General features: G+C 59.5%; 12 protein-coding genes. 8 read left to right on the top strand and 4 right to left on the bottom strand.

Annotation, left to right across the window (positions count from 1 at the left end; genetic code table 11):
* The first annotated feature begins 45 nt into the window (after positions 1-45).
* From J2X66_RS00485 to J2X66_RS00505, 5 genes are all read left to right on the top strand, one after another.
* The gene (locus tag J2X66_RS00485) at positions 46-723 is read left to right on the top strand and encodes a DUF3313 domain-containing protein (protein ID WP_310259461.1); all 678 of its coding nucleotides are present in this window, start codon (positions 46-48) and stop codon (positions 721-723) included.
* Positions 724-762: 39 nt separating this feature from the next.
* Entirely contained in the window at positions 763-1221 is a 459-nt protein-coding gene (locus J2X66_RS00490) for a glycine zipper 2TM domain-containing protein (protein WP_310259464.1), read from the top strand.
* Between the two features lie 226 nt (positions 1222-1447).
* Positions 1448-3061: an arylsulfatase gene (locus tag J2X66_RS00495; RefSeq protein WP_310259467.1), complete on the top strand. Its 1614-nt coding sequence runs from the start codon at positions 1448-1450 to the stop codon at positions 3059-3061.
* A 66-nt stretch (positions 3062-3127) separates the two neighbouring features.
* Positions 3128-4396 carry an outer membrane protein transport protein gene (locus tag J2X66_RS00500; RefSeq protein ID WP_310259470.1) on the top strand — a complete coding sequence of 423 codons (1269 nt, stop codon included), beginning with the start codon at positions 3128-3130 and terminating at the stop codon, positions 4394-4396.
* Between the two features lie 51 nt (positions 4397-4447).
* Positions 4448-5128: a DUF3313 domain-containing protein gene (locus tag J2X66_RS00505; RefSeq protein WP_310259473.1), complete on the top strand. Its 681-nt coding sequence runs from the start codon at positions 4448-4450 to the stop codon at positions 5126-5128.
* 69 nt (positions 5129-5197) lie between these two features.
* Here the strand turns inward: J2X66_RS00505 and ligD are convergent, their stop codons facing one another.
* The 3 genes from ligD to J2X66_RS00520 are packed head-to-tail and all read right to left on the bottom strand — an operon-like array spanning position 5198 to position 10156.
* Positions 5198-7777 (bottom strand): DNA ligase D, encoded by a 2580-nt coding sequence (gene ligD / locus J2X66_RS00510; protein ID WP_310259477.1) that lies wholly within the window; start codon positions 7775-7777, stop codon positions 5198-5200.
* The gene (locus tag J2X66_RS00515; protein ID WP_310259480.1) at positions 7774-8769 is read right to left on the bottom strand and encodes a class I SAM-dependent methyltransferase; all 996 of its coding nucleotides are present in this window, start codon (positions 8767-8769) and stop codon (positions 7774-7776) included. The genes ligD and J2X66_RS00515 overlap by 4 nt, the downstream gene beginning before the upstream one ends.
* Before the next feature lie 10 nt (positions 8770-8779).
* On the bottom strand, positions 8780-10156 hold the full coding sequence (locus J2X66_RS00520) for an iron-containing redox enzyme family protein (RefSeq protein WP_310259483.1): 1377 nt from the start codon (positions 10154-10156) through the stop codon (positions 8780-8782).
* Positions 10157-10348: 192 nt separating this feature from the next.
* On the opposite strand from J2X66_RS00520, the gene J2X66_RS00525 reads away from it, so the two are divergent.
* A complete protein-coding gene (locus J2X66_RS00525; protein WP_310259486.1) occupies positions 10349-10783 on the top strand; it encodes a cupin domain-containing protein in 435 nt (144 codons plus the stop codon).
* A 135-nt stretch (positions 10784-10918) separates the two neighbouring features.
* Here J2X66_RS00525 and J2X66_RS00530 read toward each other — a convergent pair whose 3' ends face one another.
* Complete coding sequence (locus J2X66_RS00530) at positions 10919-11644, bottom strand: tellurite resistance TerB family protein (protein ID WP_310259489.1); 726 nt, start codon at positions 11642-11644, stop codon at positions 10919-10921.
* A 263-nt stretch (positions 11645-11907) separates the two neighbouring features.
* Between J2X66_RS00530 and pcsA the strand changes: the two genes are divergently transcribed.
* Both pcsA and J2X66_RS00540 read left to right on the top strand, forming a co-directional pair.
* Positions 11908-12630, top strand: coding sequence for a phosphatidylcholine synthase (gene pcsA / locus J2X66_RS00535; RefSeq protein WP_310259492.1), 723 nt, complete (start codon positions 11908-11910; stop codon positions 12628-12630).
* A 6-nt stretch (positions 12631-12636) separates the two neighbouring features.
* The gene (locus J2X66_RS00540; protein ID WP_027925248.1) at positions 12637-13023 is read left to right on the top strand and encodes a DUF488 domain-containing protein; all 387 of its coding nucleotides are present in this window, start codon (positions 12637-12639) and stop codon (positions 13021-13023) included.
* Positions 13024-13052 lie beyond the last annotated feature (29 nt).

Genomic DNA, 13052 nt, shown 5'->3' on the forward strand with positions numbered 1-13052 from the left:
TTTCACGACCGAACATTGGGCTTCATCGATGGAGCACGCACCACCATGAACCTGTCCTGCAACCTGCTCCTTTGCACCGCATTGGCTGGGCTCCTGCTCGGCGGCTGCACCTCGAAAGTCACCGAGACGACGCAGTACTCCGGCTACCTGTCGAACTACAACAACCTGCAGGAAGTGGAGACGCCCAGCGGTGGAACGGCGATGCGCTGGGTGAGCCCGTCGTGGAACCCGAATGCGTACGACACCATTGCGTTCAGGACGCTGGAGTTTTATCCCGCGCCCAAACCCAATGAGCAGGTCAATCAGAAGACCCTGACCGACCTGCAGAACTACATGTCCAGCAAGGCCAAAAGCGTGCTGGGCCAGAAGTACCGCAGGGCGTCTAGCGCGGCCGCTGCACCGGCCGGGTCTCACCCGCTGGTCCTGCGTGCGGCAATCACGGGCGTCAGCGCTTCGAACGAAGGCATGAAGTGGTACGAGGTGATGCCGATCGCGGCCGTTATCGGCGCGACACAGGCCGTCACCGGCCACCGGGATCAAGATACTCATCTGTTTATCGAAGCCGAGTTTATTGACGCGAGAACCCATCAGCCCATGGTCAAAGTGGTGCGCAAGGTATTCGGCAGTCAACTGGAAAACGAGAGTCAGAAAATCACCGCCAAGGACTTTAAAGACGCAATCGACAAACTGAATGCTGATCTGCGGGCGTTCGTTCGCAGTTGAGTCCTGTTCCAAACCACTCCTGATAACGAGGATCGAAGCATGAAAACTGTCCTGTCCTGGATGACTGTCACATTAGCGATGGTGTTGATCAGTGCCTGTGCCGCCGTGGGATCAAGCGGTGGTGGTGCTGGTGAAATGGAGATTCGCTCAGGAAAGATCGAGCAGATAACCCTCACACAGATGCAGACCAATCACGACAGCGGTGTTGGCGCAGTGCTCGGTGGCCTGGGCGGGCTCGGCATCGGCAGCCTGATCGGGCGTGGCACCGGTCGCGATGTCGCCATGGTTGCTGGCGCGCTCGCCGGTGCGGTTGGCGGTAATTACGCCGAGAAGAAAAAGTACGATCAACCGGTCGAGGCGCAGCAGATCATCGTGCGGGTCAAAAGTGGCGTGCTGGTATCGGTGACCCAGCCGATCAATCCCTCCCTGGGTAAAGGCATGAACGTTTACATCGAAGGCTCAGGCAATGATGCCCGGGTGGTGCCGCAAGGCAGTTGATCTTCCCGGCTGAACACGAACAGGCTGGCGTCCAAAGCGTAACTTGATGACGCACATCAACACATTGCCGAATAAATCGCATTGTTGAGCCGGCCTGGACTGTTTTCGCATGTCCGTTTCTGGATATTTCACGATCCTTACCTACGCTGTTCGCGGGGGATCCAATATTTCAGTGAGGCCGGGGGGGCTTCTCTCCGAGTGCTAACGCCCTGCAAAGGAACTCGACATGAACCGGAAACAATTATCCTCCGTACTCGCCGTGCCTCTACTGTTGTCTGCGATGTCTATTGCCGGCATGTCTCACGCCGCCGATAAGCCACCCAACATTCTGGTGATCATGGGCGACGATATTGGCTGGTCCAACATCGGCGTCTACAACCAAGGGATGATGGCCGGTCGTACACCCAATCTCGACCAGCTCGCCAATGAGGGCATGCGCTTTACCGATTATTACGCCGAGGCCAGTTGCACGGCCGGGCGCGCCAACTTCATCACCGGTGAACTGCCGATCCGTACTGGCATGACCACCGTCGGCCAAGCCGGTTCGCCCATCGGTATTCCTGCCGAAGCCGTGACCATTGCGACCACCCTGAAAGCCATGGGTTATGCCACCGGCCAGTTCGGCAAGAACCACCTGGGCGACTTGAACGAATTCCTGCCCACCGTCCACGGTTTCGATGAGTTCTTCGGTTACCTCTACCACCTCGATGCCATGGAAGACCCGGCGCACCCCAACTATCCGCAGGAACTGCTGGACAAGGTCGGGCCGCGCAACATGGTCCACAGTTGGGCCACCACCACCGATGACACCACCGTGATGCCACGCTGGGGCAAGGTCGGCAAACAGAAAATCGAAGACGCCGGCACGTTGTATCCGGACCGGATGAAAACCGTCGACGAAGAGATTCGTGACAAGACCTTCAGCTTCATCGACAAGGCCAAGCAGGACAACAAACCGTTTTTCGTCTGGTTGAACCCGACCCGCATGCACATCGTTACCCACCTTTCCGACAAGTACGAAGGCATGCGCAATGCAGAAAACGGCTGGTCGGAACAGGAAGCCGGCATGGCTCAGCTCGATGACGTCGTTGGCGATGTCATGGCCAAGCTGAAAAAAGACGGGCTGGATGACAACACCATCGTTATTTTCACCACCGACAATGGTGCGGAAAACTTCACCTGGCCGGACGGCGGCACCACCCCGTTTGCGATGGGTAAAGGCACGGTGATGGAAGGCGGTTTCCGGGTACCGGCCATTATCCGCTGGCCGGGCAAAGTGCCGGCCAACCAGGTCGCCAACGGCATCATCTCGGGCATGGACTGGTTCCCGACCCTGGTCGCGGCAGCGGGCAACCCGAACATCACCGCAGAACTGCTCAAGGGCAAACAACTGGGCGATACCACCTACAAGGTGCACCTCGACGGCTACGACCAGACGCCGATGATTACCGGCAAAGGTCCGTCCAACCGGCATGAAATCTTCTACTTTGGAGAGAGCACCCTCGGTGCGGTGCGCATTGATGATTACAAATATCGTTTCATTGACCAGCCAAGTGCATGGCTGGGAGCAAAAGTTGCGGTGGACGTGCCGTACCTGACCAACCTGCGACTCGACCCGTTCGAGCGCATGGGCTGGGCGGACAATGGGGCCGCGCAAGGTTCGACGCAGTACTTTGACTGGTTCAAGTTCCAGTTCTGGCGTTTTGTGTTTGTCCAGCAACAGGTGGCCAAACTGGCTGAGACCGCCATCGAGTTCCCGCCGATGCAAAAAGGCGCGAGCTTCAACCTCGACTCGGTCAAAGCCAAGATCGAAGCGGCCCGGGCAGCCATGGGCAAGTAAACAGCCGAATCCAGGGTAGCTGGCGTCAGCTACCCTTGTTCGAAGGGATAATGCTGGGGGAAATCCATGACAACAAGAACAGTTGCTTTACCCACTTTCACCCTCCTTGCGCTGTGCTGCCAGCAAGCCTGGGCCGGGGGCATCATGCTCTACGAAATCGGCACGGATAACGCCGGCCTGGCCAACGCCGGCGCCGCCGCCCGCGCTCAAGGCCCCTCGACCATCGCCAATAACCCGGCGGGCATGAGTTACTTGCCGGGCACGCAGATCACGGGCGGTTTGCAAGTGCTTTACGGTGACCTGTCCTTCGATCGAGATTCCGGCACCAACACCCCCGGCAGCGGCAGCGGCAATGCCCTCGACCCGATTCCTGGCGGCAGCTTCTTTATCACCCATGAACTCGACGATCACTGGAGCATCGGTTTCGGCCAGTACGGCGATTTCGGTCTGGCGGTCAATTACGACAACGACTGGTCCGGCCGCTACTTCGCGCAAAATTCCAGCCTGCTGGGTTTGTCCCTGGTGCCCAGCGTGGCGTATCGCTTCAACGAGCAATGGTCGGTCGGTGTGGGCGTCAAGGCCATGTACGGCATGTTGCAGGCAGACACTGCCATCGACCGCTCCCCCTTGGGTCTCACCGACCGCACGGACGGCCAATACAAGTACAAGGATGGCACTTGGGGCTATGGCGCCAACGTCGGGGTGATCTACGCCCCGCAAGCCGGCACGCGCATTGGCCTGACTTACACCAGCCAGGTCGATCTGGACTTCGAAGATCGACTGAATGTGAAAGGCGATGGTCGTTTGCTGGATCGCATCAACAACACCAATACCAAACTCGACATAACGGTGCCGCAAACTGTCACCTTGAGTCTGTATCAACAACTGGATCGGCAATGGGCCTTGCTGGCCTCGGCCAACTGGCAGGACTGGTCGGAGTTCGGTGACATCGGGGTACAGGTCGACACCACGGCAGCAGGGGCGCAATCAAAAACGGTCGATGCCGGCTTCAAGGACACCTGGCACCTCTCCCTTGGCGCGCAATACCAGGCCACCGAACAATGGTTGTGGAACGTCGGCGTGGCGTACGACAGCAGTGCCGTTTCCGACAGCCATCGCAGCGTCATCGTGCCAATGAACGAAAGCTGGCGCATTGCGACAGGAGCCACCTATGCTCTTAACAAAGACACCGACGTCAATGTCAGTTGGGCCATGGTCTGGCTGGGTGACATGCCCGTCGAGCAGACCAAAACCGTTTCAGGCAATCGAATTTCCGGTCAATTCGACAACGCCTGGATACAAGCGCTGACCGGGAACATGACTTGGCGTTTTTGATGTGTAGTTAATGAAAAAAAAAATGACTCAAACCATGGAGTAAACACCACTATGAATCTGTCCCGAAACCTGTTCATCGGTGCTGCACTGACCGGCGTGTTGCTAAGCGGTTGTACTTCAAAAGTCACGGAGAAGGAGCAGTACTCCGGCTACCTGTCCAGTTACAACAACCTCAAAGAAGTCGAAACACCAAGCGGTGGCACGGCGATGCGCTGGGTGAGCCCGTCGTGGAACCCGAATGCGTATGACACCGTGGCGTTCAGCAAGTTGGAACTCTATCCAGCGCCGAAACCCAATGAACGAGTGAATCAGCAGACGCTGACCGATATCCAGAACTACATGACCAGCAAGGCCAAAGCCACGCTGGGCACCAAATATCGGATTGTGAGCAACTCGGCGTCGGCACCGGCCGGTTCCAGAACCTTGATCCTGCGTGCAGCCATCACCGGGGTCAGCGCCTCGAACGAAGGCATGAAGTGGTATGAAGTCGTTCCAATCGCTGCCGTCGTCGGCGCGACACAGGCGGCGACCGGTCACCGTGACCAGGACACCGAGCTGTACATCGAGGCTGAGTTTGTCGACGCCAATACCAATCAGACCGTAGGCCGGGTTGTGCGCAAGGTCTTTGGCACCACACTGGAAAACGAAAGCCAGAAAGTCACTGCCAAGGATTTCAAAGTGGCCATCGACAAGCTGAACTCCGACTTGTGGGCGTTCATCAATAAAAAATAACCGTTTATCAAGCAACAAAGAGAAACGACCAGCGCCCCATTAAAGGGGCGCTGGCATTTCAAACACCGATTATTTTTTCATCCCCACCCGCCTTCGCATCTCGGCCGTAATCGTCTGCCGGGTTTTCCTGAGGTCCGCCCATGGCTCATGGCCCACTTCGGCCAGGCGTTCATGCACGTTGTGCACGTTCCACTGATTGCCGCCCTTGAGTTCAGCCACCTCCTCGCGAAAGATCGGCACCGACACCGGCAACCCTTCACGGGTGCGCGCTGCGTAAGCGCAAATGGTGGTGGCGCCCAGACCGTTGCGCAGGTAATCGATGAAGATCCGCCCTACCCGGTTCTTCGGTCCCGACACCGCGGAAAACCGTTCCGGCAATAACTTGGCCATGTGGCTGACAATCGCATGGCTGAAGTCCTTCACCTCGTCCCAACCGAGCTTGCGGGTCAGCGGCACCACCAGGTGGATACCCTTGCCGCCGCTGGTTTTGAGAAACGCTTTCAATCCCAGCTCATCGAGCACCGACAACGTTAGCTGTGTCGCCTCGACCATGCTTTTCCATGGCAGTGCCGGGTCCGGGTCGAGGTCGAGCACGAAGCGGTCGGGCCGGTCGAGGTTGTCCGCGGTGGCATTCCAGGTGTGCAGTTCCACGGTGCTCATCTGCACGGCGCCGATCAGCGCTTGGGCGTTGTTGATGATCATCACCGGTTGGCCGGTGAGTTCCTTGTCCAGCGTGGTGATGCCCGCAATGGCCAGGCGCTCGGCGTTTTTCTGGAAAAACAGTTCACCACCGATCCCGTCCGGCGCACGCACCAGCGCCACGGGACGGTCCTTGAGCTCTGGCAATATCCATTCGGCAACACCGGCGTAATACTCGGCCAGTTGCACTTTGGTGGTGCCGCTGGAGGCGTCGATTACCCGGTCAGGATGAGTGATGCGCACCTTGCCCTCGCCCAGGCCGATCTGCGACGGCGCAGGTGAATCGGTTTTCTTTTTCGCCGCAGCGGAGTTTTTTTTCTCTGGGGTCTTCACCACGTTCGGGCGCTCCTCAGTGATGCTCTCAGCGGGTTTGTCATCGCGCAGGCCATGGAACACTGCATGGCGCACCGAGCCTTCCTTGGTCATCTCGGCGAAGGCCACTTCCGCCAATAGAGTGGGTTTGAGCCAGTGCACGCCCTTGGCCTCGAAACCGGTCGGTGGATTGACCACCGACGGTTTCTTCGCCAGCAACGGTTTCAGCTGCGCGTAGATGCGTTTGAGGGTCGTCTCGTTGAACCCGGTGCCGACCTTGCCGGCGTAACGCAACTTGCCGCTGTCACGATCATGCAAGCCGAGCAGCAATGCACCGAACGCGTTGCGCGAACCTTTCGGGTCGGTGTAGCCGACCACCACGAATTCCTGGCGGTGTTTGCACTTTAGCTTGATCCAGTCGCTGCTGCGCCGGGACACGTAAGGCGAACCCAGTCGTTTGCCGATCAGCCCTTCCATCTGCATCTGGCAGGCGCTGTTGAGCAAGGCCTCCGGCGCTTCGCCAAACGAATCCGAGAAGCGCAACAACGGGTCGTGATTGGCGTTGAGCACAGTCGCCAGCGCCACCCGGCGCTCTTCGACCGGCACCTCGCGCAGGTCCACGCCGTTGAGGTAAGGCAGGTCGAACAGGTAGTACAGGATGTTGGCGCTGGCACCGGCGTCGAAAGCATTTTGCAGCGCTTGAAAGTCCGGCACGCCTTGTTCGTTGGCCACCACCATTTCACCGTCGAGCCAGGCCGATTCGAGGCCAAGCGCCGCTAACGCTTGGGCTTGCCGAGGTAATTTGTGGGTCCAGTCGTGACCGTTGCGGGTGAATAGCTTGATGTCGTCGTGATCGATACGGGCCATGATTCGGTAGCCGTCGAACTTGATTTCATAACTCCACCGGCCGTCCGGGGCCTTCTCCACTAGCGTGGCCAGTTCGGGTTTAAGCTGGTCGGGCAGTGGGGCTTTGCGGGCGCCCGTGAGCGGCGCCGATTTTACTTTGGGTACAGCCCTGCGCGCGGGTTGCTTGACGGGTTGGGGGTTAGCTGCAGACTTCGGTTTTTTAGCGACGATGGCCCGGTCACTCAGCACGCTGTCGGGCTCGGCCGCGACCACGTCGTAATCGCTCTCGGGTTTGGCCGCGCTGTCCTGGTGTTTGATCAAAAACCACTGCTCCTGCTTGCCCGGCATGTGCGTGCGCACCAGGTTCCAGAGCCCGCCGAGCTTCTCGCCTTGCAGCTCGAACTTGAGCTTGCCCTTGGCGTAGGCCTTGGCCGGATCCTCCTGCGGGATCCACACGCCACGGTCCCAGACAATCACATCACCCGCGCCGTAGTGCCCTTCCGGGATACTGCCCTCGAAGGTCGCGTAGTCCAGCGGATGGTCCTCGACGTGGACCGCCAGGCGCTTGACCTTGGGGTCGAGCGACGGGCCTTTGGGCACTGCCCAGCTTTTCAGGGCGCCATCGAGCTCAAGGCGAAAGTCGTAATGCAGGTGTGAGGCGTCATGCTTCTGAATGCAGAATTGCAGCGCGTGATCTTTCGCGGCTTTTTTACCCCGGCGTTGGTTCGCGGCGGGTTCAGAGGTCGCCGAAAAATCGCGCATGCGGTTGTAGTCGTCGAGGTTCTTGTTCATGGCGCACCTGCTGCTGACTCAACAATTCCTCCGATACCGGGGCCGGCTCGCGTGACGGTCAGCGCCACCACCGCAATCCGTTCCACCCGTTGATAGCCCGGGGTCAGCAACTCTTCGCCGAACACGTCGGGATCGAGCTCGCGGTAAGTCCAGCCGAACATCGGCGACTCAAGGCGCGGGGTCAGCGCTTGCAGGAAAGGATCGTGGCCATCGATCATCGCCACCCCGGTGTACAACACCAGCGAACCACCGGGTGCCAATCGATTCAAGGCTTGCTCGACAATGCGCAGCGACAGTTGCGCACCGAACGCACCGCCGCCATGTCGGTATGCGCGCTCGGCCGGATCGGCCATGTAGGGCGGGTTGGCGACGATCAGGTCGAACTGACCGTCGACGTCTTGCAGCACATCGCTGGTCTCGACGCTGACATTGGCCACTTCGGCGAGCGCGGCATTGATCGTGGTCAGGCGCAGCGCCAACGGGTTGATGTCCACGGCCAGCACTTCGGCTTCCCGGCGTGCGCGGGCAATCACAATCGCGCCGACCCCTGCACCACAGCCGATGTCCACGGCGCGCCGGATCGGGGCGAAATTCTGTTGCAGATGGGCATGGATCAGTTGCGCAAACCGGTAGGTGTCTGGTCCGAAGAACACCGCGTCCGCCGCATCGGTGGGAAAGGCGGAGTGCACAAACAGCAGGTCATCCAGGTTCGACCAGCGCACCCGGCTTTTCAGATGACCGTTGCCTTCCTCGAGCACGCCAGCCCGTTGCAATTGAAGCTGCTCATCCGCCGACAACAGACCGGGCTCGAACGGCCGCGACCAACCGAACACATCGCGCAGGGTCTGAGCCTGTCGCCCGAAGGAACGATCAAGCACACGCTGATGCGTCAGCGGTGTCGGTGTGATGAATCGATAGCCGTCAGCCTGCAAGCGGCGTCCCAGTTGCAGTAACGCCAGGTCGGCAGCGCTCAGGTGTTCTTCCTGATTCATGCAAGGCTCCTTAGCGAAGGCTGGACTTGAGCTCGATAAAACGACGCGTGGCCAGCAGACCGGCGGGATGCGCGTGGCGCTGCGCCGACAGCCACGGGATCAGCACTTGCATCTGTTCGGCAGCGGGTCGTCCCCCCAGCGCGGACTGCAGGCTCTGAACATCCGGATCGCTGGCCGGCAATTGCGGTTCGACGTCGTCGTGTTGGCTGCGACGATAGGCCGGTGGTGGGCATTCGGGTGTCCAGTCGCCGGCAATCCAGTCGTGCAGCAGCTGTTTTTCATAAGGGCTGAACACCCCGAACATGGCCGCGCCGTCACCTTCGATCAACTGCCAGAAACGGCTGGTTTGCGGGTCCTGGTGACGCTTGATCCAGCCCTTGTTTTCCAGGGCGGCGAGGAAACCGGGCAACCGCTCGGGCGCCGATAACCACTGGTTGACGGTCTTGCCTTCAAATCGGCAGTAGTCGGAATGCATGTGCTGGCCAAACGGGCGTTTGCGTTCCAGCATGCCCAACAGTTCGCGGTAGAGGTCGAACGATTCGATGATCGCTCGACTCCCCTGCCCCAGATCATTCAGCCGATAGCCCAGCGCCACCCGCCGTAAAAACTCGTCACGATCACCTTCCAGCGGCATCAGTTGCGATATTGCCTGTACGGCTTTGTGCGCGTGGCCGGTGCTGGCGTTGTCGATGGTCACGTGGAGCGTGAAGTAAAACGGATCGATGCCGAGTTCGGCGAGTTCATAAGCGCTGATCAGCAGGTGCAGCGGCAGTTGTTCATAGCCCAGGTTATAGCCGATCACCTCGGGCAGGCATTCGTCGGCGCACTCACCCAACGCCAGCTGAATCGCGCCTTGCAGGTAATACTCGTCGGCGATGACGCCGCTGCCCTGCAAACCCAGATCGGCCAACAGCCTTTGATAAATCACCACATGGTTCTGCGCCGGGTTGCCGTCGCCCAACTCTTCCAGATAAGTGCAGATCAGTCCGTCGAAACGCGGATCGCGCCAGTGGTGCAGCAACCCGGACAGCCAGGCACCGTCGACCAGTTTGGTGGGGGCAACCGCTTGCAGGAAAAACAGGGCGTGAGCCTTGTTGCTGAAGAACTGCCGCCGGCCTCCTGCTTTGCGGGCTTTCAGGTACTCAGCATATTGGCGGGCCACTTCGGCAAAGCGTCGTTCGACGAAGTCTTGCAGGGCCGACAGGTCTTGCGGCATGTCCTGCGCAAGGTTCTCTGCATGCTGGAGTTGTGCGTGCACAAATGTGCGCGCAAGAGGCTGGGCATTATCGCTCAGCAGCAACTGCTCGTAGGTTTGCTTCAGGCTGCCAACGGCAGTCATTGCCTGCGCCTGGGCAGGCCGGGAGTGGAATCGTGTCAGGGCAGTCATGGGCGCATCTCTCGGTCTATGGCCAGTGGCAGGACGTTCAGCAACACGTCTCTACATCAGCAGAGCGACGGCGCCGGAAAAAAATTCAATCGGCGTTGAAATTGCCCGGACAGACGGGCCTGTGGCGCAGTTCTGAGGGTCGCGTCAGTGAATATACTCAGCAGGTGTGGGTTCATCCTTCGGAGAGCAATCATGCGAACGGTTCATGTCATCGAGTCGGCAACATCGCCGGCTCCGGTGAATGTCGTCGGCGAGAAAATCACGATCCTGGCGGGCGGTGATTTGAGCAAACCCTTTGAAATGCACATCCAGGAAGGTGTGCAAGGGGGCGGCCCGCCACCGCACTTTCATCCGTGGGACGAGGCGTTTTATGTAGTCGACGGGCAGGTTGAAGTGACGGTGGCGGGTGTGTCCAATACGGTTTCGGCCGGGGAGTATGTGCATATTCCCGGGGGGGTGATCCATGCTTACAAGAACATCAGCGCGACGGCGAAGATGATTGGTGTGGTGTCGGATCCGCGTGGTGGGCAGTTTTTTGCGGCGGTGGATCGGCTCAAAGTGCCTGAAGACCTGCCCCGGATACTTGAGATTGCCGAGTCGTATGGCGTGAAGTTTGTGGTCGGTTGACCGCGTTATCGTTCTTCGCGAACAGGCTCACTCCCACATTTGACCGCGTTCTATCTGAAGTACACGGTCAAATGTGGGAGTGAGCCTGCTCGCGAAAGCAATCTCATGAATAACACAGCTTTTGAGGCTGCCTTGTCAGGCAGCTCCACCCCTGGCCTGCTGCTCCAGATGCACCTGTAATTCAGGATCTATCTTCAGCGCCCCGGCCAGTTCATCCAGATAATTACGCTCAGCCTCCCCCTGGTCATTCACCAGCATCACACTCGCCAGGTACATCTCCGCCGCAATCGCCGGATCAGTCGCCGACACCGCCACTTCGTTGGCATCCAGCGGTCGGGCGACCTCTTCATCCAGCCATTGCTGAAGGTCCGGGTCATCGGTGTGTTTGCCGATTTCAGCGCTGATCATCCCCTTCTCGGCGTCATCAATCCGGCCATCGGCCTTCGCCGCCGCAATCAATGCGCGCAGCACCGCATGGCTGTGATCTTCGACTTCCGGACCGGACAACAGATCCACCGTGCGCGGTGCCTGTTGCGGGGCAGAGGCCTGACTGCGCTGCCAGGCCTGATACGCCTGAAAAGCCATCATCCCCAGCGACGCCAGCGCTGCATAGTTAGTGCCGCCACCGGAGCGAGTCTGGGTCGAACCACCCATCGGTGAACCGCCGCCGAGCAAACCACCGAGCAAGCCGCCCAGGCCGCCACCGCCAGCACTTGAGCCGACCCCGCCGCCCATCAGGCCACCCAGTAACCCGCCCAGTCCGCCGAGCGGGTCTTGCGACGACGCGCCACCGCCGCCCTGCTGAGTCATCGAGCCCTGGCCGGCCCGCAGTAATTGTTCGAGCAAATCGCTGGTGTTCATGACGACGTCCTCATCAAACGAAAGTGACCCGGTCAGGCAACGATAGACCTCGCCTGCCAATGCGCCACCACCGTTGGGCTGACGTCAAACCTGCTCGCCCCAATGAATACGCCGGTTTTTTCCGGGGTATTGGCTAAGATTTACAGACGGTGAACCTTATCGCCGAATTCCCGGTCGATACCTGCAACCCGATCCCGTTTGCCGACACCCCCCACTTGAAGGGGTGATAACAGGCTTGCTTCACTTTTTTGGAGAACGCCCCTGTGATTTCGACCCTACACATTGCCAGGCTCAAAGCATGGGGCGCCCATGGTTTTACCGCGACCGGCGTGGTAACCGCCTTTCTCGCCACCCTGGCGCTGCTGGAGAACCAACCGACCAATTGCCTGCTGTGGCTGGGCGTTGCACTGATCGTCGACGGGCTGGACGGCGCACTCGCGCGCAAGGTCAATGTGCAGTCGGTGCTGCCCAGTTTCGATGGCTCAATCCTGGACCTGGTGATCGACTACCTGACCTATGTGTTTATTCCGGCGCTGTTCATCTACCGCTACATCCCGCTGCCGGACTACACGCTGCTGCTGACCGTGTCGCTGATTCTGGTGTCGTCGCTGTTCTGTTTCTGCAACGTCAACATGAAGAGCAAAGACAATTACTTCCAGGGCTTCCCGGCCGCGTGGAACGTGGTTGCGCTGTGCCTGTACATCATCGCCCCGTCACCCTGGATCACCTTGCTTACGGTCATCGGCCTGGCCTTGCTGACCGTAACCCGGATGAAGTTCCTGCACCCGTTTCGCGTGCGCCGCTTCATGCCGATCAACATCGCCGTGACGGCGATCTGGCTGCTGTGCAGTCTGTCCCTGGTGATCAATCATCCGGTCATCAATCCGATGGTGATGGGGCTCTGGCTGCTGATGTCGGCTTACTTTCTGGGGATTTGCATCTGGCGCACGGCACTGGAGTGGTTTGACGGCTCGCGTCACTCGTAACCCGCCATGGCCATTCATATCGTTCGCCTCGGCTCACCTCGCACGCCCGATGAAGGCCTGCGCCTGGGTACGGTCCGCCGCCCGCCTCGCGGCGTACCGAAGGCCGAGTTTGCCAGCCGGGATTTTTATGACGTGTGGCAGCCGCTGCTGTCGCCCAGTGCGGAATTGGTGGCCGAGGCCAAAGCGGCCACCGACGACAAGGCCTGGGAAGCCTTCAGGCGCAAGTTCAAGGCTGAAATGAACCACCCCGCGCCGAGCCAGTTACTGGACCTGCTGGCCGCCCTCTCCCATCAAACCTCATTGGCTGTTGGTTGTTACTGCGAAGACGAAGCGCACTGCCACCGCTCGGTACTGCGCGAACTGCTGACGGCCCGAGGCGCCAGCCTCTCGTAAATCTCAAAAACACCACAATTCCCTGTAGG

Origin of the sequence: Pseudomonas sp. 3296, from assembly GCF_031456615.1 — a bacterium.
Classification (GTDB): domain Bacteria; phylum Pseudomonadota; class Gammaproteobacteria; order Pseudomonadales; family Pseudomonadaceae; genus Aquipseudomonas; species Aquipseudomonas mucoides.